The 19232-nt window shown below is 56.6% G+C and carries 23 protein-coding genes, 1 tRNA gene, 1 other RNA gene and 1 pseudogene; 15 read left to right on the forward strand and 11 right to left on the reverse strand.

Features of this window, described 5'->3' with window-relative positions; all coding sequences use genetic code 11:
* Positions 1 to 8: 8 nt before the first annotated feature.
* From HZ995_RS14180 to HZ995_RS14225, 10 genes and pseudogenes are all read right to left on the reverse strand, one after another.
* A complete protein-coding gene (locus HZ995_RS14180) occupies positions 9 to 227 on the reverse strand; it encodes a ribbon-helix-helix domain-containing protein (RefSeq protein ID WP_209356314.1) in 219 nt (72 codons plus the stop codon).
* Positions 224 to 400 (reverse strand): DUF4169 family protein, encoded by a 177-nt coding sequence (locus HZ995_RS14185; protein WP_209356315.1) that lies wholly within the window; start codon positions 398 to 400, stop codon positions 224 to 226. The genes HZ995_RS14180 and HZ995_RS14185 overlap by 4 nt, the downstream gene beginning before the upstream one ends.
* On the reverse strand, positions 400 to 1794 hold the full coding sequence (gene fumC / locus HZ995_RS14190; RefSeq protein WP_209356316.1) for a class II fumarate hydratase: 1395 nt from the start codon (positions 1792 to 1794) through the stop codon (positions 400 to 402). The genes HZ995_RS14185 and fumC overlap by 1 nt, the downstream gene beginning before the upstream one ends.
* Positions 1795 to 1934: 140 nt before the next feature.
* A complete protein-coding gene (locus tag HZ995_RS14195) occupies positions 1935 to 2495 on the reverse strand; it encodes a class I SAM-dependent methyltransferase (protein WP_209356317.1) in 561 nt (186 codons plus the stop codon).
* Between the two features lie 86 nt (positions 2496 to 2581).
* Positions 2582 to 3076: an SspB family protein gene (locus tag HZ995_RS14200; RefSeq protein WP_209356318.1), complete on the reverse strand. Its 495-nt coding sequence runs from the start codon at positions 3074 to 3076 to the stop codon at positions 2582 to 2584.
* Positions 3077 to 3155: 79 nt separating this feature from the next.
* Positions 3156 to 4394 (reverse strand): annotated as a pseudogene (chrA, locus tag HZ995_RS14205) (chromate efflux transporter).
* A 1-nt stretch (position 4395) separates the two neighbouring features.
* Positions 4396 to 5199: a chromate resistance protein ChrB domain-containing protein gene (locus HZ995_RS14210; RefSeq protein ID WP_209356319.1), complete on the reverse strand. Its 804-nt coding sequence runs from the start codon at positions 5197 to 5199 to the stop codon at positions 4396 to 4398.
* A gap of 119 nt (positions 5200 to 5318) precedes the next feature.
* Positions 5319 to 5675, reverse strand: a transfer-messenger RNA (tmRNA) gene (gene ssrA / locus HZ995_RS14215).
* A gap of 50 nt (positions 5676 to 5725) precedes the next feature.
* Positions 5726 to 5950 (reverse strand): hypothetical protein, encoded by a 225-nt coding sequence (locus HZ995_RS14220; protein WP_209356320.1) that lies wholly within the window; start codon positions 5948 to 5950, stop codon positions 5726 to 5728.
* A gap of 34 nt (positions 5951 to 5984) precedes the next feature.
* A complete protein-coding gene (locus HZ995_RS14225) occupies positions 5985 to 6722 on the reverse strand; it encodes a FadR/GntR family transcriptional regulator (RefSeq protein WP_209356321.1) in 738 nt (245 codons plus the stop codon).
* 104 nt (positions 6723 to 6826) lie between these two features.
* Here HZ995_RS14225 and HZ995_RS14230 point away from each other — a divergent pair, with 104 nt between their 5' ends.
* The 10 genes from HZ995_RS14230 to HZ995_RS14275 all read left to right on the forward strand — a co-directional run bounded on the left by HZ995_RS14230 (position 6827) and on the right by HZ995_RS14275 (position 15770).
* Positions 6827 to 7609 carry a DUF2182 domain-containing protein gene (locus HZ995_RS14230; protein WP_209356322.1) on the forward strand — a complete coding sequence of 261 codons (783 nt, stop codon included), beginning with the start codon at positions 6827 to 6829 and terminating at the stop codon, positions 7607 to 7609.
* Between the two features lie 3 nt (positions 7610 to 7612).
* Positions 7613 to 8317, forward strand: coding sequence for a DUF1326 domain-containing protein (locus tag HZ995_RS14235; RefSeq protein ID WP_209356323.1), 705 nt, complete (start codon positions 7613 to 7615; stop codon positions 8315 to 8317).
* 40 nt (positions 8318 to 8357) lie between these two features.
* Positions 8358 to 9461 carry a dimethylsulfoniopropionate demethylase gene (locus tag HZ995_RS14240; RefSeq protein WP_209356324.1) on the forward strand — a complete coding sequence of 368 codons (1104 nt, stop codon included), beginning with the start codon at positions 8358 to 8360 and terminating at the stop codon, positions 9459 to 9461.
* Between the two features lie 12 nt (positions 9462 to 9473).
* A complete protein-coding gene (gene acuI, locus HZ995_RS14245; protein ID WP_209356325.1) occupies positions 9474 to 10466 on the forward strand; it encodes an acryloyl-CoA reductase in 993 nt (330 codons plus the stop codon).
* Positions 10467 to 10539: 73 nt separating this feature from the next.
* Entirely contained in the window at positions 10540 to 10953 is a 414-nt protein-coding gene (locus tag HZ995_RS14250) for an HIT family protein (RefSeq protein WP_209356326.1), read from the forward strand.
* Between the two features lie 12 nt (positions 10954 to 10965).
* Positions 10966 to 12198 carry an aminotransferase class V-fold PLP-dependent enzyme gene (locus HZ995_RS14255; RefSeq protein ID WP_209356327.1) on the forward strand — a complete coding sequence of 411 codons (1233 nt, stop codon included), beginning with the start codon at positions 10966 to 10968 and terminating at the stop codon, positions 12196 to 12198.
* Positions 12199 to 12262: 64 nt separating this feature from the next.
* Entirely contained in the window at positions 12263 to 12703 is a 441-nt protein-coding gene (locus tag HZ995_RS14260; RefSeq protein WP_209356328.1) for a TrgA family protein, read from the forward strand.
* A 3-nt stretch (positions 12704 to 12706) separates the two neighbouring features.
* Entirely contained in the window at positions 12707 to 13822 is a 1116-nt protein-coding gene (locus tag HZ995_RS14265) for an NUDIX domain-containing protein (protein WP_209356329.1), read from the forward strand.
* Positions 13823 to 13895: 73 nt separating this feature from the next.
* Positions 13896 to 14930: a cysteine synthase A gene (locus HZ995_RS14270; protein ID WP_209356330.1), complete on the forward strand. Its 1035-nt coding sequence runs from the start codon at positions 13896 to 13898 to the stop codon at positions 14928 to 14930.
* A 120-nt stretch (positions 14931 to 15050) separates the two neighbouring features.
* Positions 15051 to 15770 (forward strand): alanyl-tRNA editing protein, encoded by a 720-nt coding sequence (locus HZ995_RS14275; protein ID WP_209356331.1) that lies wholly within the window; start codon positions 15051 to 15053, stop codon positions 15768 to 15770.
* A gap of 13 nt (positions 15771 to 15783) precedes the next feature.
* Here HZ995_RS14275 and HZ995_RS14280 read toward each other — a convergent pair.
* A tRNA-Ser gene (locus HZ995_RS14280) sits at positions 15784 to 15873 on the reverse strand.
* 125 nt (positions 15874 to 15998) lie between these two features.
* On the opposite strand from HZ995_RS14280, the gene HZ995_RS14285 reads away from it, so the two are divergent.
* From HZ995_RS14285 to HZ995_RS14305, 5 genes are all read left to right on the forward strand, one after another.
* On the forward strand, positions 15999 to 16835 hold the full coding sequence (locus tag HZ995_RS14285) for a DUF2059 domain-containing protein (RefSeq protein WP_209356332.1): 837 nt from the start codon (positions 15999 to 16001) through the stop codon (positions 16833 to 16835).
* Between the two features lie 199 nt (positions 16836 to 17034).
* Complete coding sequence (locus tag HZ995_RS14290; RefSeq protein WP_209356333.1) at positions 17035 to 17679, forward strand: 50S ribosomal protein L21; 645 nt, start codon at positions 17035 to 17037, stop codon at positions 17677 to 17679.
* Positions 17680 to 17702: 23 nt separating this feature from the next.
* Positions 17703 to 17972, forward strand: coding sequence for a 50S ribosomal protein L27 (gene rpmA / locus HZ995_RS14295; protein ID WP_209356334.1), 270 nt, complete (start codon positions 17703 to 17705; stop codon positions 17970 to 17972).
* A gap of 79 nt (positions 17973 to 18051) precedes the next feature.
* Positions 18052 to 18657: a LysE family translocator gene (locus tag HZ995_RS14300; RefSeq protein WP_209356335.1), complete on the forward strand. Its 606-nt coding sequence runs from the start codon at positions 18052 to 18054 to the stop codon at positions 18655 to 18657.
* Positions 18654 to 19193 (forward strand): GNAT family N-acetyltransferase, encoded by a 540-nt coding sequence (locus tag HZ995_RS14305; protein ID WP_209356336.1) that lies wholly within the window; start codon positions 18654 to 18656, stop codon positions 19191 to 19193. The genes HZ995_RS14300 and HZ995_RS14305 overlap by 4 nt, the downstream gene beginning before the upstream one ends.
* Positions 19194 to 19232: the final 39 nt, after the last annotated feature.

Below are 19232 nucleotides of genomic sequence, written 5' to 3' on the forward strand. Positions count from 1 at the left end.
TGAACGAGTTACGTCGCGCTTTTATAGTGCTGCAAGACGTATAGGCGAATGGCGCTGGCGAGGCCTGCATCAAGGTCACGCGATGCATCAATTTCAGCGGCCAACGCATTGATTGGCATGTCTTTTTTACCTGCAATTTCGCGGAATGCGGCCCAGAATTCATCTTCGAGGGAGACGCTGGTGCGATGGCCTTTAAGGGTAAGGGATCGTTTGACGGGACGGCTCATCTGTCTCGTTTATGACCATCCAGATCTCGGATGGATTTCTCTGACTGTTGGATATCGCGCTGTTTCTCGGCTTTGGTGCGACCGTATTTCACGCTGTTTTCGTCAGCGCGGGCCTTTTTGGCAGCCCGCGCCTTTTCTTTTCGAAACCGGTTCAGGTTGACCGGTTCAGACATTAGTCTTTGGGACCGATCATCTGTTCTGGACGCACGACCGCGTCAAATGTCGCCTCATCCACAAAGCCAAGCGCGATGGCTTCTTCTTTGAGGGTGGTGCCGTTTTTATGCGCAGTCTTGGCGACGGTGGTCGCGTTGTCATATCCGATGGTTGGCGCCAGCGCCGTGACAAGCATCAGCGATTCCTTCATCAGCTTGTCGATACGCGCTTCATTGGCCTGGATGCCGTTGAGCATACGTTCGGTGAAGCTGTCGGCAACGTCTCCGAGCAGTTGGATCGATTGCAGCAGGTTGTAGGACATCATCGGGTTATAGACATTCAGCTCAAAGTGACCCTGAGAGCCCGCGAAAGTCATCGCCGCGTTGTTGCCCATGACGTGGGCCGCGACCTGGGTCATGGCTTCGGCTTGGGTCGGGTTCACTTTGCCTGGCATGATAGACGAGCCCGGCTCGTTTTCGGGCAGGATCAGCTCGCCCAGACCGGAACGTGGGCCGGAACCCAAGAAACGGATATCATTGGCGATTTTATACATGGCACCTGCCACAGTCGCCAAAGCGCCGGACATAAAGACCATTGCGTCATGGGCTGCGAGGCTTTCGAATTTATTCGGCGCGGTCACGAAGGGCAGGCCGGTGATTTCTGCCATATTCGCCGCAACAGTTTCGCCCCAGCCTTTTTGCGTGTTGAGGCCGGTGCCAACAGCGGTACCACCTTGCGCCAGCTCGTAGATACCGGGCAGGGCGGCTTCGACGCGGGCGATACCCTGACGGATCTGATGGGCATAGCCGCCGAATTCCTGACCGAGGGTCAGAGGCGTTGCGTCTTGGGTATGGGTCCGGCCGATTTTGATGATGTCTTTGAACTCTTCGGACTTGGCTTCCAGCCCTTCGGCCAGCTTAGTCAGACCTGGCATCAGCACGTCACGCACGGACATGGCAGTCGCGATATGCATCGCGGTCGGGAAAGTGTCGTTAGAGGACTGACCCATGTTGCAATGGTCATTCGGGTGCACCGGATCTTTGGAGCCAATCACGCCGCCAAGGATCTCAATCGCGCGGTTGGCGATGACCTCATTGGAGTTCATATTGGACTGGGTACCAGAGCCAGTCTGCCAGACGACCAGAGGGAAGTTGTCGTCAAACTTGCCTTCGAAAACTTCGCCCGCGGCCTGAATGACAGCATCGGCAATCTTGGCGTCCAGCTTGCCAGAGGCTTTGTTGGCCTGTGCACAGGCTTTTTTGATCACACCCAAGGCACGTACGATGGCGACAGGCTGTTTTTCCCATCCGATTGGGAAGTTCATAATGGAACGCTGCGTCTGTGCACCCCAATATTTGTCGGTGGGAACCTCTAGAGGGCCAAAGCTGTCGGTTTCGGTACGGGTTTGAGACATTGTCTTCTCCGGCAAAAATAGATCAGACCTGTCATAGCCGACCGCACGGAAAATACAATCGGTATAGCCTACGCAAGCGCGGCAAAATGATGCGTTTGGCGTTATTTTACTGGTTTAGCGCAAACAGACGGCAGCGGGTTTTAGTTGCCAGAGCGCGTGAAGGTATAGACACGTGCAGGGGGGAGATTGCCCCAGATTTTACGTGACTTGGTCCATGTCAGCCCGAGTTCACCGCGCAAACGCTCGTTGACCGGAGGTTTGGGGCCATAGGTGAACTGAATATAGCGTCCGTCGGACCCCATCAGGTCGAAGGCTCCGCCGACGATGGCCTGTTGAACCTCAAATGGCATCGACAGCAGTGGCAGACCCGAGACCACGGCCTTCACAGGCCCATCAACATAGGTGCTGGCGTTCTCGGCGCGATCTTCGTGCACAGCGACTCCGGGAAACTCAGCCTGAAGATGGCTCACAAAGACCGGATTCAATTCAAACAGATGCAGATCTTTTGCTGGCACGCCTGCATTGAGCAAAGCCGTGGTGATTTTGCCCGTACCGGGCCCCAATTCCACAACCGCGCCGTCGCCTTGGGGCACTTGCGCGGCCATTTCCTCGGAAAGGGCAACAGAGGAGGGGGCGAGTGCGACGACCTGGGTCGGGCGGCGGATCAATTCACCTAGAAAGATCGCGAGTTGGTTGGCCATCTAGTTGCCCTCTTATAATCGTTGCGCACTCCCTAACACGGCTTGGAACACCCGTGTGTGAAGAATTTGCAAAACGCTTTGCGTGGTTATTTTTTGCGGAAGCTATCGAGGCTGACAACGTCGGCATCCGTTGCCGCTGGCACTGCTTCGACCTCGGTCTCGGGAATTTCGAGCTCTTCTACGGTGGTGTCGTCGGTCTCTTCGTCCAAATCTTCGCCGTCCTCGTCACTTTGGCTTTCAAAGCGCAATCCGAATTCGACGGAGGGGTCCACGAAGGTTTTGATTGATTCAAACGGGATATAGAGCGGCTCTGGTGCGTCGCCGAAGTTTAAAGTGACCGAGAAGCCATCATCGGTGATTTCGAGATTGTCATACCAATGCTGCATCACAACGGTCATATCGCTGGGGTAACGCTCCATCAGCCAGTCCGCGATATTCACATCTGGGTGCCGCGTATCAAAGGTAATAAAGAAATGATGTTCTCCGGGCAGCCCATTGTCACGTACGTCTTCGAGCACCTCTTGGATGAGGCGCCGCAGTGCGCGATGCATGAGATTGCCGTATTCAATCGACTGAGACATGAAGCGTCCTAAAATTTCCGTCTTTCCCCAAACATAAATAGTTTTTCGGGAAACGGAAGATCGGCTGTGCGCTGTATCGCTAAAGAATTGCCAGAGCGCTGGCCAATGCCGTCGAGATGAGCAGAACCCAACCCAGAGGCCAGCGAAGCCCCAAAAGCAGAGCAGATGACAAGAGCATCAGAGCGAAGGCGGGCAGGTTGAAACTGGTCAATACGGGCCTCAGGCCAAAGGTGCCGAGCGAAACTTCATCAAACAGCACATGGAGCGCAAAGATCAATGAGAGGTTGAGAATAACGCCCACAACCGCCGCTGATACGCCAGACAATGCGGCCTTGAGGGTTGGCTGGTTCAAAAGGTTTTCCAGATAGGGTGCCGCAGTGAAGATCCATAGAAAGCAGGGAACAAAAGTGCACCAAAGTGCAAGCGCCCCCGCAGTCAGCATCAACGAAACGCCGCCTTCTTGATACCCAGCGAGCAGAGCCACAAACTCTGTGACCAAAATCAGTGGACCCGGCGTGGTTTCAGCCAGGCCAAGCGCGTCGATCATCTGAGGCGTCGTGATCCAGCCAAATTCTGTGCTGACGGTTTGGGTCATATAGGCCAGAACCGCGTAGGCTCCGCCGAAAGTGACCACGGCAAGCTTGGAAAAGAAGAGGGCGATCTCGAGCAGGAAGGCCTGATTGAAGATATAGACCAGCGCAATGGGCGCGCCCCAAAGTAAACTCCAGATCGCGGTTTGTCCCAGACCGTTGCCTGTGGCTTTTGGTGGCTTTTGGGGCGCGTCCTGAGGGGATTTAAAGACTAGGGCGCCAAGCGCGGCCGCACAGATCAGGATCAATACAAAGCTGATGTTTCCAACATAGATCGCCAGAAAGGCCAAGGCTGCGATGAGCCACGCGAGCGGGCCTTGAAGTGCCTTTTTAGAGACCTTCCAAAGAGCTTGAAGAACGATCGCGATGACGGCGGCTTTGATACCTAGGAATGCGGCTTGAACCCAAGAGAGCTCGGCATAAAAGATGTAAAGCGTTGCCAGTGCAAGAATGACGCAGGCGCCGGGCAACACAAACAAAAGCCCCGCGAGCAAACCGCCGAATGTTCCTCGGAGTTTCCACCCAGTGTAGGTTGCAAGCTGCATGGCTTCGGGGCCCGGCAGCAACATGCAGAAACTAAGCGCGCCGAGAAAATCCCGCTCACTCAGCTAGTTACGTGTTTCGACCAATTCTTTGTGCATCAGGGCGATCTGGGCGGCGGGGCCTCCAAACGACAGCAGGCCAATGCGCCCAAAGACGCGGAAGAGCTCGGACATACTTGGTGTCATGTTACAGCTTTGCCCCTGTTGGCGAGTCGTGGGTCTCTTCAAAGGCGTCGCGCGCCCATCGATAGAGCGCGTCATAAAGGGGAAACATTGCAGTCATTTGACGGTTGTCATCATTGTAAAGCCGAGAGAAGCCCGCAGAAATCGCCAATAACCCCGCAGCTTGCGGAGCCAACTCATGGGAGTTTGTGTCCGCCGCACGTACGACTTCGGCCATGCGCAGAAGTGGCTCATGGCGCAGACCAAAGCGGTCTATCATCGTGTCAAACGTGCAGAAAGCGCCAGCGTGAGACCAGTCTCCATCAGCCATATCAAATGCGATCGCGTTAAAGCGCTCTGCCACAGCGTCGACCTCGCTTGGGGGCACGAAGAGGATCTGCGCGTCGGGATCAACAAACCTTCGGATCAGCCAGGGGCAGGCGATGCGATCTATCTTTGGGCGGTGACGTGTGACCCAGGTCTGCGTAATTGATTGCAGTGTCGTTATTGGAACTGACGGCAGATCTACAGCCAGCCAGCCTTTTATGCCGCCTTCCAAGACTTCGGCGGCGATGCCTGAGGCGCGCAAATGCGCCGCAGCGCCGTGGCTTAGTTTTTTGCCGCGCTGACAAACAACCACGATGCGGTCTTTTAACCTTGCGCTGTCCATTCCCGCCACATCCGTATGAGATATGCAAATCGAGGCGGGCACGACGACGGGGTCTTCGGCCAAATCTTCGGGTATTCGCACGTCTAAAATGGTTGGACAGTCGGGTGTGCCGATCAATCGCATCAAAGAAGAGGGGGATATTTCGTTAAATCCAGGCACAGGGCATCCTTTGCGAAAGCAAGTCAGAGGATGCGATTGTCTGGCCTAAACCTCACGGGGAAATCGCGTGCCCCATAGCTCTTGGGTGCCATAGCGCGTGAAACCGGTCAAGAGGTGGAAGTGTAGGTTTCTGTTGCCAGGTACCTACGAACCCCGCCTGACGCAGCTAGGCGCCAGGGCTTAAGATTTCAGTATCTCCGGTCGCTTACGCGGCCATTGCTACTGGAGCACGATTGTCATTTGCAATTGTACAAGTTTCGCCGATAACGGTGGCAGACAGCCGAAACAAAGCTAACCCCTTTAGACGTTCGTCGATCCTATTTCGGCCCCATCAACAACGTATCCTTAGATACGCTCTTGGTGGAGCCGCCGGGTACCGCCCCCGGGTCCGATCCGCTTATTACGAGCGCGTTTATGTCCATAGTCCCCGAAAGGACAATTCTTATATAATTGCGCGGCTTGCCTAATGGAAGGGGCGAAATCTTTAAAAGATTTCGTTGTCGTTTTCTTTTAAAGAAAACGTGGGTCAGGTGAGCCGTTTGATTGGCGCGGAGTTGCAACAGACCACGATCTGACCTGAGTTCTCATAGGCGCGATATCCTCGACGCTGAACCTCGGCCAAAAACAGCTCCATCCCGCAAAACCGTTCAATGTCTCGCAGCTTGCGACGCACCACAAACCCATCGCGCGCCGACTTTGACGTGAAAAACGTGTGTATCCATTGATGCGGTTCAAGAGGTTTCGCGGACATGCGTCAACCAAACCCGTTTTAGGTTAACAAAAGCCTAGGATTGTTTGCGCTTTGAGCGTTCCTTGGCAACGTTTTCGCTGAGCTGCAGCGTATATGCGCTAAGTTCCGCCAGTTTCGCATCCACCAATTCGGCGTCATGGTTTTCAACGCCATCTGCAATCGCCGTGTGCAGCTCAATAATCTTTTCCCGCGACCGCGCCGAAAAGGTGATCATATTCATCAAAGGCTGAGTGGCCTCAACCGCCCCAGCCAGCTGATAAGACAAAACATGATTGCCCGCGCTGTCCACTAAGGCGCGGTGGAAAGCTACGTCGGAATCGCAGAAACTCTCGTCAGACAGCCCCGGCTGGCCTTGTCGAAAGATCTCAACCCGCATGGTCGCCAAATGATCCGCCGTCCGACGCTCCACCGCTAAAGGCGCGCAGGCGCGCTCTAGCGCATAGCGCGCCTCGCAAGCGGTTTTGAAATCCACCTCATTCATAGACATCAAGAGCGTGGACGTCGTCACATGATGCCCACGCGCTTGGTCATAGCTCAGACGATTGACAAAAGCCCCGCCAGAAGCCCCGCGTTGCGTACGGATCAGGTTCTGTGCCGCCAGCCGCTTCAACGCTTCGCGCACGGTAGAGCGTGACACTTCGAAATGGTCACAAAGCTCTGTTTCCGAGGGCAAACGATCATCGACCCGCAGGGTGCCCCCCATGATCTCTTCGCGGATGGCTTTCGCGATTTGGATCGAGAGATCTGCTTTTGACGTAGGGTCGATTTTCATTTGTCTGACATTTAACTATTGGCGTGTTTCTATTTGTCTGACATTAATAGCGCAGGGATTCAATCTATTTGGGAAATCATCTCGTGCTGTCCACACTAAGCCACATGAGCCGAAGCGCCCTTTGGGTCGGGTTCTTTGCCCTGATCCTGTTGGCTTGGTGGATGATGTACGTCATGGCGATGGACATGGATTTGGATATACTTGGCCGTCCGGGTCCAATGGGCCAAAACATGGCCGCGATGGACCCGCGTATGCCGATGTATATGCCCATGGCGAATTTCGGCCCGCTCTTTGGCATGTGGGCCGCGATGATGGCCGCGATGATGCTTCCGACGCTGATCCCAACAATGCGCGCTTACAGCGACCTGACGCGCACAGCGAACGGTACGACGGCAGGGATGTATGGCGTTGTCCTAGCTTACTTTCTGATTTGGGTAGGGTTTGCGGCGCTGATTTCTGGTGTTCAGCTTGCGCTTTTGTTTGGCGGTGTGATTGACATGCTGGGCGTGGCGAAATCCCCCTATGTCGCGGCGGGACTCTTGATCGCAGTCGGCGTCTTTCAATTCACCCGCGCCAAAGAGATCTGCCACGGCGTCTGCCACAGTCCGACCCTCTATTTCATGACCCGCTGGGACCCGAGTTTCATCGGGGGCCTCAAGATGGGCGCAGGCCTCGGGGCCTTCTGTGTCGGCTGCTGCTGGGGCTTTATGTCTTTGGGATTTGTCGGCGGTGTGATGAATTTGGCATGGATGGGGCTCGCGACCCTCTTCATGATTTTGGAAAAACTGCCTCAGGTGGGTCATGTCGTGACCAAACCGATGGGCGTGCTACTTATACTTGCAGGGCTGTTGCTGATCGCAATGCCTGACCTGGCGTATGGAGGATAACTCATGGCTGTGAAGAAAAGACCAGAAGCGGATCGCCTGCCGATCTCGCAACGGATCGACAACCGGATGGACAATCCAAAACGTCGCCGTCTTGCGCCGACCGACTGGGCGATTAAAGGAGAGCTCTTCCTGAACTGTTCCTGTGAGCTCTTTTGCCCCTGCGTTGTCTCGCTGGGCAAGCACCCGCCAACCGAGGGTCATTGTCACGCTTGGATGGCGATTGCCATCGATGAAGGCCACTATGAGGGCGAAGACCTCTCGGGCCTGAACATCGGCCTGCTAGTCGACATTCCGGGGCGTATGGCTGAGGGCAACTGGAAGGTCGCCGCCTATGTGGATGAGCGCGCCAGCGGCAAGGCCTATAACGGCATCCTGCAGATCTTCTCGGGTCAAGCGGGCGGCACCACGGGGCTTTTCACCATGCTGGTCTCTGAGATCATCGGTGCGGAACGCGAAAAGGTTGAGATCGTCCGCGAGGGCAAACGTCGTGCGATCTATATCGGCCGCAAAATCCAGGGTGAGATCGAACTGATGGAAGGCGCGGATCCTGACCATCCGGTGATGATCTCGAACTCCAAATATTGGATGGGCCCCGACATTATCGCCGCCAAAGGCCTCAAGTCTCGCGTGCGCGACTTTGGGCGCGTCTGGGATTTCGGGGGCAAATCCGCCGAGGTCTGCCCAATCGATTGGTCCGGCCCGAAGTAAGGGCTTTCCCCGACACCGCCTGCGCATTTGGGAGTTTGCAATGGCATTGATTTCACCATCCCGGCGTCTGCGCCGTACCCCGTTTTCCGAAGGCGTCGAGGCGCAGGGCGTCAAGGCCTATACGGTCTATAACCGCATGCTTTTGCCAACGGTCTTTGAAAGCCCCGAGGCGGATTACCGTCACTTGAAGGAACATGTTCAGGTCTGGGATGTGGCCTGCGAGCGCCAGGTCGAACTGCGTGGCCCAGATGCGGGCAAGCTTATGCAGATGCTCACGCCGCGTGATCTGCGGGGCATGATGCCCGGCCAGTGTTTCTATGTGCCGATCGTGGATGAAACCGGCGGTATGCTGAACGATCCGGTGGCGGTTAAACTCTCGGAAGATCGCTGGTGGATTTCGATTGCCGACAGTGACTTGCTGTATTGGGTCAAAGGTATCGCGAATGGTTGGCGGTTGGATGTTTTGGTGGATGAGCCAGACGTGTCTCCGCTGGGCATTCAGGGTCCGAAATCTGATGACCTGTTGGCCCGTGTCTTTGGAGACTCTGTCCGCGACATCAAATTCTTCCGCTTTGGCTGGTTTCAGTTTGAAGGCCGCGATCTGGCGATTGCGCGCTCTGGTTATTCGAAACAAGGCGGGTTTGAGATCTATGTCGATGGCACGGATATCGGCATGCCTTTGTGGAATGCTCTGTTTGAAGCGGGCGAGGACCTGAATGTCCGCGCCGGTTGTCCGAACCTCATTGAACGCATCGAAGGTGGCTTGCTGAGCTACGGCAACGATATGACGGACGACAACACGCCGCATGAATGTGGATTGGGCAAGTTCTGTAACACCCACACGGCCATTGGTTGCATCGGGCGCGATGCCTTGCTGCGGGTGGCTGCCGAAGGGCCCGTGCAACAGATCCGTCCAATCGCAATTGGCGGTGACAAAGTGCCGGGCTGTGATCGCCCTTGGCCGGTTTACGCGAATGGCACCAAGGTGGGGCAGGTGACTTCTGCCGCCTGGTCGCCTGACTTTGAGACAAATGTGGCCATTGGCATGATGCGGATGACCCATTGGGATGCGGGTACGAAAGTAGAAGTTGAGACCACCGACGGGATGCGTCCTGCCGTCGTGCAAGAGAAATTCTGGATTTAGGGGAGGGGTGTCATGTTCAACGCACTCGTAGTGAATAAAGATGCCGAGAGCGGCAAAACAAACGCCAGCGTACAGTCGATCGACGTGAGTGATCTTCCAGACGGGGACGTATTGATCGACGTTGAGTTCTCGACAGTGAACTACAAAGACGGTCTGTGCATTGGCCCGGGCGGCGGCTTGGTGCGCAACTATCCACATGTGCCGGGGATCGACTTTGCGGGCACAGTCGCTGAAAGCTCGGATGATCGCTACAAAGCGGGCGACCGCGTTGTTCTAACGGGTTGGCGTGTGGGCGAAGTCCATTGGGGCGGCTATGCCCAAAAGGCACGTGTCAAGGCCGATTGGCTGGTGCCGCTGCCGGATGGGCTGACAACACGTCAGGCGATGGCGGTTGGCACGGCGGGTTTCACGGCGATGTTGGCGGTGATGGCGCTGGAAAACCAAGGCATGGTCAAAGGTGAGAAGCCTGTTTTGGTGACCGGAGCTGCGGGCGGCGTTGGCTCTGTTGCGACGGCGATCCTGGCAAACCTTGGCTACAACGTCGCTGCAGTGACTGGCCGCGCGGAGGCCAGCGACTACCTGACCTCTCTGGGTGCCACCCAGATCGTTGCGCGCGAAAAGCTGAACGAGACCACAAAACGCCCGCTGGAAAGCGAAAACTGGGCGGGCTGTGTTGATGCCGTTGGCGGCGACATGCTGGCGCGTGTCCTTGGCCAGATGTGCTATGGTGCCTCTGTCGCGGCGGTAGGGCTTGCCGGCGGCGCGGGTCTTCCGGCGACCGTCATCCCCTTTCTGCTGCGCGGGGTGAACCTTTTGGGAATCGACTCTGTGATGCAGCCCTACGACAACCGTTTGGCCGCATGGCAGCGCATTGCGAGCGATCTTCCAATGGACAAGCTTGAGGCGATGATCAATCCGGCTACACTCAGCGACTTGCCATCCCTCGGATCTGACATTCTGAAAGGTCAGGTGCGTGGGCGCGTCGTGGTTGATGTAAACGCATAAACCTTGTTCTATGAAAGCGAGGCATGGCAACCGCTGTGCCTCGCTTTTTGATTCCACCAAGACGGCCTGACCCATGAGCTACGATCCCGACAATATTTTCGCCAAAATCCTGCGCGGGGAAATCCCGTCTGAGAAACTCTATGAGGACGATCACACCTATGTCTTCATGGACATCATGCCGCGCACCGATGGTCATTGCCTGATCATCCCTAAAACGCCGTGCCGCAATATGCTGGATGCGACGCCAGAACAGCTCGCCGCCTGCATCGCGACCGTGCAAAAGATGGGCCATGCGGTCATGAAGGCCTTTGATGCCGAGGGCGTCACCGTCCAGCAATTCAATGAGGCCGCAGGCGGGCAGGAGGTCTTTCACCTGCATTACCACGTCCACCCGCGTCATGCCGGCGTGCCTATGGGCCCTGCAGGTCAGATGGGTGATTTCGATCAAATCAAAGCCAACGCCGAGAAAATCCGCGCGGCCCTGTAAAGAGGTTTTCCCATGTCTCTGGATCTCGCCTTTGTGCGCAGCCAATTCCCTGCGTTTTCTGAAAGCAGCCTTGAGGGCATGCGGTTCTTTGAGAACGCGGGTGGGTCTTATGCCTGCGCGCCTGTGATTGACCGGCTCACCCGGTTTTACCGCGAGCGCAAAGTGCAGCCCTATGCGTCCTATGATGCCAGCCGCTTGGGCGGCGAAGAGATGGATGAGGCGCGGAGCCGCTTGGCGGCTTGGATGGGGGTCGACACCGAAGAGGTCACCTTCGGGCCGTCCACCACGCAGAACACCTATGTTCTGTCCCAAGCCGTGCGCGAGTGGCTGAACGAAGGCGACGCGATCATCGTGACGAACCAAGACCACGAGGCCAATAGCGGCGCGTGGCGGCGGTTGGCGGAGGCAGGCATCACCGTCAAAGAATGGCAAATTGATCCCGAGACCGGCCATCTGAACCCTGATGATCTCTCAGACATGCTTGATGAAAGCGTGCGGCTGGTCTGTTTCCCGCATTGCTCGAACGTGGTTGCCGAGATCAATCCAGTGGCCGAGATCACGGCTCTGGCCCATGCGGCAGGGGCTTTTGTTTGCGTGGATGGCGTGAGCTATGCGCCCCATGGCATTCCCGATGTGGGCGGCATGGGCCCCGACATCTATATGTTCTCGTCCTACAAAACCTATGGGCCGCATCAGGGCATTATGGTCGTGCGGAAATCCATCGGAGATATCCTGCCAAATCAGGCGCATTATTTTAACGGCGGGTCGCTTTACAAGCGGTTTTCTCCGGCGGGGCCGGATCACGCGCAAGTTGCGGCTTGTGCGGGGATCGTGGACTATTTCGAGGCTTTGGCCGCGCATCACGGCATCGATACGGCCGAGACCGGATCACAATCCGCGACGACACATGCGCTGCATGACCTGTTGCGCGACCATGAAATCGCGCTGTCAAAGCCCCTGATCGAGTACCTCAGCAGCAAGAACACCATCCAGATGCTTGGTCCTCAGACCGCAGAAACCCGCGCACCGACCTTTGCGTTGAAAACTCAGGACAATCCGGCAGAACTGGCGAAAGAGTTGTTCAAGCATGGCATTATGGCCGACGCGAGCGACTTTTACGCAGTGAGACCGTTGGGCGCGATGAACGTGCCTCTGGATCCCGGCGTGTTGCGGCTGAGCTTTGTGCACTACACCGCACCCGAGGACATTGACGCTCTGATTTCGGCGCTGGATAAGGTACTTTAGGATAAGGCTTGAGCTTTGACCAAACGCGGGCAATGATCAGCGAAACCCAAAAAGGCCCGAGCACATGCCCACCGCAGCCAAACTGATCGCAGCCATCTTATTTGCTGTGACGACCATGATCGCATCAGAGCTGTTCAAGCCCTATATGCCCGAGGGCACACAGTTCGGTTATTTCACCTATATGAACGGCGCGATTGCCGCGTCGGTGGGGTGGAAATTGCTCGGCGGGCGAGCCGGCAACGGCGTGACCTCGGCCATCAACAACGGCGTGACGGCGCTCTTTGCTCTGATCTTGTTTTTGCTCTTTAGCCATTCGTTCCGCCTGATGATCATCGAGTCCACGGGGATCGGCTATGGCAGCCTGAGCGAAGCGCTACAGGACGTGGCGCAAAAGATGGTTGATCACGGGCTGCTTGTACTGAACACCGATGTTCTTGTGGCCTTTGGCCTTGGCACCGTTGCGACCTCAATTCTGGCCGAGGCCGCCTCGCGCCGCTGGAGATAGTTTATGGATTTGTTTTTCTACGGCACGCTGCGGCATATGCCGCTGCTGAAGATCGTGCTGGGGGATCGGTTTGAGGCGATTACGTTGCACGAAGCAACACTGAGCGGGCATCAGGCGCGCGCGATTGCGGGCGAAGATTTCCCGATGATCGTTGAAATGGATGGATGTGCTGAGGGCCTCTTGTGTGTGGGCCTGTTGGACGAGGATGTGGCGCGGCTGAATTACTACGAGGGCGGCTTCAATTATGAACTGCGCGATGTGACCGTCGATACCGCGACTGGCCCGCTGCCCGCACAGGTCTATTTCCCCATCGAGCATAACTGGCAAGACAACGGCCAATGGTCACTTGAGAAATGGGAAGAGAAACACGCTGCCGTCACAGATATCGCCGCCGTCGAAGTCATGTCCTATTTCGGGATCATCGACGCAAATCAGCTCGAGTTCATGTTCCCCATGATTCGAGCCCGCGCCCATGCTCAGCTCACCGCAGCCACGGAAGACCGCGTCATCGGACCCAGTGGGTTTGGGCGCGCCGACACGCAACATTTCGGCGATGAGGTGACCCACAAAGGCTTCTTCATCATGAAAACCTCCGAAGTGGCCTTTCGCCAATATGACGGCGAGATGAGTCGCCCTGTGAAACGCGAGGTCTTTGTCGGAGGAGAGGCCTCGATTGTTCTTCCCTACGACCCCAAACGCGACCGCGTGCTGTTGGTGGAACAATTCCGTGCAGGACCGTATGCGCGTGGTGACAAAGCCCCCTGGATGCTGGAGCCCATCGCGGGCCGCGTCGACCCGGGCGAAACGCCTGAAGAAACAGCCCATAGAGAAGGGCGAGAAGAAGCCAATCTGTCCTTTGAGACGCTCCACCCAGTCGCCAAATGTTACGCCTCACCCGGGTGTAACACTGAGTATTTCAACATCTTTCTTGGGATCGCGGACCTGCCTGATGACATCACCGGCGTGAATGGCCTTGATAGCGAAGCCGAGGATATCAAGTCCTATCTCTACTCCTTTGACGCGCTCATGGAGATGACCGAAAGCTTTCAGGCCGCCAACGCACCGCTGGTTCTGGCAGCGCTCTGGCTGGCGCGCCACCGTAAGCGCTTACATCACTGACGCATTGGTGTCTTGAGTTCCCGCAAAACTCCTCCTACACAGGGTTTGTGGGCAACATAGAAAGGCGCGCCAAATGCGTATTGCATCAGATCTCGCAACTGCGATTGGGAACACCCCTCTGATCCGTCTGAACAAGGCGAGCGAAGAGACCGGCTGTGAGATCCTTGGCAAGGCCGAATTTATGAACCCGGGCCAGTCCGTGAAGGACCGCGCGGCGCTCTACATCATCAAAGACGCGCTGGAAAAAGGCACGCTGAAGCCGGGCGGCACGATTGTTGAAGGCACGGCGGGCAACACCGGTATTGGCCTCGCGCTGGTTGGTGCGTCCATGGGGTTCAAAACCGTGATTGTAATTCCCGAGACCCAGTCTCAGGAAAAGAAAGACATGCTGCGTCTGGCGGGTGCGGAGTTGGTGCAGGTTCCGGCGGCCCCTTATAAGAACCCAAACAACTATGTGCGCTATTCCGGCCGCCTTGCCGAAGAACTGGCCAAGACAGAACCAAACGGCGCGATCTGGGCGAACCAGTTTGACAACGTCGCCAACCGCCGCGCGCATATTGAAACCACCGGCCCAGAAATCTGGGAACAAACCGGTGGCAAAGTGGACGGCTTTATTTGCGCCGTGGGATCTGGCGGAACACTTGCCGGCGTTGCGGAAGTTCTGCAGCCCAAAGGCGTCAAGATCGGCCTCGCAGACCCAATGGGCGCGGCGCTGCACAGCTTCTATACGACGGGTGAACTGGCGTCTTCAGGGTCATCGATCTCTGAAGGCATCGGGCAGGGGCGTATCACAGCCAACCTCGAAGGTTTCACCCCGGATCACTCTTTCCAGATCCCTGACGAAGAGGCGCTGCCGATTGTCTTTGACCTCTTGGAAAACGAAGGCCTCTGCCTTGGGGGCTCCTCTGGCGTGAACATCGCGGGCGCCAAACGTCTGGCCAAAGAGATGGGCCCAGGCCACACCATCGTGACGATCCTCTGTGACTATGGCACGCGCTATCAGTCGAAACTCTTCAACCCGGAATTCCTGCGCGAAAAAGGCCTACCGACCCCGTCCTGGCTGACCGACGCGCCAAGCAGCATTCCAGGCGTTTTCGAAGACGTTTAAACGCTGCGCGTCATCTAAGTTTCGAAAAACCCGCGCCTCTCAACCAGAGCGCGGGTTTTTCTATTGAATTTCGCCGTGGTTGGGCCAGTAATTGAACGACACCAGACGCAGGACCGCCCCATGACTGACCTTCTCTTCCGAGACGACGCCTATTTGACCACGGCGCGAGGCAAAGTGGTCGCCCACACGCCCGAAGGCGGTATCGTCGTGGATGCCTCTCTGTTTTACGCAACCGGCGGAGGGCAGCCTGGTGACAGCGGCGCGATTTCCTGGGGCGACAGCACGATGAAAATCGCCACTGCGGTCAAAACACTCGACGGAGAGATCGCGCTAGTGCCCGCAGAACCCGCGCGCCTGCCCGAAATCGGGACAGAGATCACACAGACGCTCGACTGGGACCGCCGCTACAAACACATGCAGATCCACACGGCGCTACACCTGCTGTCCGTCGTGATCCCTTTGCCCGTGACCGGAGGGTCCATCTCTGCCGAGAAAGGCCGGTTGGATTTCGACATGCCCGACGCGCCTGCGGACAAAGAAACGCTTCAAGCGCAGCTCAACGAATTGGTCGAGCGCGATTTGGAAGTACACGAAAGCTGGATCACCGACGACGAACTGGCGGCAAATCCCGACTTGGTGAAAACCATGTCCGTGAAACCGCCGATGGGGTCAGGTCGCGTACGTCTGGTTGGAATCGGACGCGATGCGGATCAGATCGACTTGCAACCCTGTGGCGGCACCCATGTGGCGCGCACCGGCGAAATCGGACGACTGCGCATCGGCAAGATCGAGAAAAAGGGCAAACAGAACCGGCGGGTGAATATTCACTTTGACGATTAACTGTTGTGGGTAATGGCGGAGAGACAGGGATTCGAACCCTGGGTCCCCGTGAAGGGACAACGGTTTTCGAGACCGCCCCGTTCGACCACTCCGGCACCTCTCCGCGGGGGGCTTGGTAGAGCCGTCGTCTATCTCGGTTTTTTGATCGCTGCAAGGGCCGATGGTGATTGTTTGTTATCGGATTTGCCCTAAGTTTAACCCTAGACGTCAACGCCTCAGGAGAGCCCCATGTTTCACAAGCTGCGCAGAATGTTTTCAACGGCCGTCGTGGCGGGGTCTGTGGCTCTTTCTCCTCTGATCGTCCAAGCCGCTGATCGCGCGGATGTGCAGGAATTTCTTGAGGTCACGGGTTTTGATGTGGCGTTAGATTCCATCGCCCTTGGTGCGGAATCCGCGCCTTCGATGCTGGGCCTAGAGGACAATGCCTTTGGTCAAACCTGGAGTAACCTCGTGAAAGAGGTCTTTATCGTCGAAGACATGCAGACACAGGCGCTCGACATCCTTGAGGAAACGCTTGATCAGAAACTGCTCGACCATGCGGTGGCCTTTTACGGAAGCGATCTGGGCAAACGCCTGGTTCAGGCCGAAAACCTCTCACATATGGATGATGACGAGCTGAAACAAATCGCAGGTGAACAGCTTTTGGCCTTCTATGAAGCCAAAGAGGATCCGCGTCCCGACTATTTCGTCCGCATGGGCGCCGCGATTGATCCGGAAAACATCGGCCTGCGGGCGCTGCAAACCATTCAGGTGCGGTTCATTCTGGCGGCCTCACGCGCTGGTGTGATTGCCCAGGACATCGACGAAGAGGCGCTCTGGGCCAATATCCGTGCCAACGAGGCCGAAGTTCTCGCCGCGATAGAAGAGGGGGCCAAGGCCTCGGCGGCCTATACCTATCAGGATTTCACATCAGAAGAGGTTCTGGCCTATGCCGAGGCGCTGGAACACCCGGATATGCAGCTGGTCTATGAGCTGATGAATGCGGTGCATTATCAGGTGATGGGCAACCGATTTGAGGCTTTGGCGTTGCGTTTAGGCGAGTTGCAGCCAAGTCAGGATCTGTAATCCCAACAAAAGCAGGAATTCCGCAACTCCTGCTTGACTTACCCACAGGATCGGCACATAAGCCCGCATCGGCGTAAGGATCTCCTTGCGCCTTTATCTATTGCAATCTCGTCCCAAGGGGGACGCGCTGTTTGAGGTGGCTTAGGCCGGAAACGCCCGAAAGGGGACCAAATAACGCGGTAAATCGAAGGAATAGGACATGTTCGCAGTCCTGAAAACCGGCGGTAAACAGTATAAAGTACAGGCAGGCGATGTTCTGCGTGTAGAAAAACTGGCAGCCGACGCGGGTGAAAAAATTCAATTCAACGAAGTTCTGATGCTGGGCGGCGACAAAACCGTCGTAGGCGCACCTCTCGTTGAAGGCGCTGCCGTACAGGCAGACGTGATCGACCAGATCAAAGGCGAAAAGCTGATCAAATTTGTGAAGCGTCGTCGTAAGCACAGCTCTAAGCGGACTGTTGGCCACCGTCAGAAACTGACTCTGGTGCGCGTAACAGACATTCTGTCCTCTGGCGCAGACAAGTCCGGCGTAAAAGCCGCAATCGGTGCAGGTTCCGTTTCCGGCGCAGCTGTTGAAGCAGCCGCTCCTGCGAAAAAAGCGCCTGCTAAGAAAGCCGCGAAAGCCGAAGCGCCAGCCGCAGAGGCCGGTGCTGACGATCTGAAAAAGCTGTCTGGCGTAGGTCCAGCGCTTGAGAAGAAACTTCACGCCGCTGGCGTTACCTCTTTCGCGCAAATCGCGGCATGGGGTGAAGCAGAGATCGCAGACTTTGACGAGAAGCTGTCCTTCAAGGGCCGCATTGAGCGCGAAGGCTGGGTTGAGCAAGCCAAAGAACTGGCGAAGTAAGCGAGAAATAGGAGACACACGATATGGCACATAAAAAAGCTGGTGGTAGTTCCCGTAACGGTCGCGATTCCGCGGGTCGTCGCTTGGGCGTCAAGAAATACGGTGGTGAGTCTGTGATCGCAGGCAACATCATCATGCGTCAGCGCGGCACCAAGATGTGGCCGGGCGAAGGCGTTGGCATGGGCAAAGACCACACCATCTTTGCAACCACCGACGGCAACGTAAAGTTCCACAAAGGCCTCAAAGGCCGCACCTTTATTTCGGTTCTCCCGGTGGCGGAGGCCGCTGAGTAAGCCGACCTTAAGGTTTTAAGTTTTTAGGGGATCGGCGGAAACGCCGGTCCCTTTTCTTTTGTTCAGTTGGATGCAAGCGATGAGCGTTGCAACACTCCCGTTTCTCGCCTTTGGCGCCAGCCAGGTGGCAACACCCGGGCCTGCCAATATGGCGCTTATGGCCACCGGAGCCCGCTTTGGGTTTCGCGCGTCCTTGCCCTTTGTGGCGGGCGTGGCTTTGGGTAAACAACTGATCATCTGGCCGATTGGCTTTGGTCTCATGTCTTTGGCAGCCAGCGCGCCTTGGGCGTTTGAGATCCTGAAATACGCCTCAATGGCCTATATTTTCTGGCTCGCCTGGAAAGTCGCGAACCTGCGGCTGAGCGCCGCGGATGCAGGTACGAAAGCACCCGGGTTTTTCGCCGGGCTCTGGGTGCATCCGCTCAATCCCAAGGCCTGGGCCATGATCACGCAAGGCTTCACGAATTTCGTGAGCGAGGGCACCCCCACCTTGCAAGCCACCGCGACAATCGCCATCTGTCTTTTGGCCTGTCAGCTGGTGTTTCACCCGATGTGGGCTTTGGGAGGAGACCGCATCGCAAAAACCGTCGCAGGGACTGCTGCAGAACGGTATCTGATGTGGATTTTAGCAGGTCTCACAGTGGCGTCCGTCCTGTTTGCCCTGCTTGGAGGAGAGAGCACATGATGCATGATACGATCATCAATCAGGCAACGATTGAAACAGACCGCATGGATCTGCGCCCATTGCGCGTGTCTGATCAGGGTCTGATCGACGTCTATGCGGGCGATCAACAAGTTGCGCGGATGACAACCACGATCCCGCATCCTCTGCCGCCCGGAGCGACTGACGCTTTTATCAAAAGCGCACAAGCGGTTGAGCGCACGGAACATGTCTGGGCCTTGGACGGTCTTAAAAGCAATGGTGCCGAGGTTATGGGGCTGATTTCCCTAAAAGAAATCGCCGACCATAAGGTCGAAGTCGGCTATTGGGTTGCGCCTCCGTTCTGGAACACGGGCATAGCATCCGAGGCCGTGCGCACTCTGATCGATGCAAACCCGCTAAACAGCCAAGTCATGTTCGCCAGCGTCTTTCAGGACAACCCGGCCTCGGCCCGCGTACTGACAAACTGCGGCTTTCAGTATCTGGGCGACGCCGAAACCTTCTCGGTCGCCCGCGACGCGGCGGTCCCAACATGGACCTACAGCCTAAAACTTAATTGAGCTTCCCCCTGTCTTAGCGTTATGAGGCAGGGGACTTCG

This window comes from Cognatishimia activa (genome assembly GCF_017798205.1).
Lineage (GTDB): Bacteria > Pseudomonadota > Alphaproteobacteria > Rhodobacterales > Rhodobacteraceae > Cognatishimia > Cognatishimia activa_A.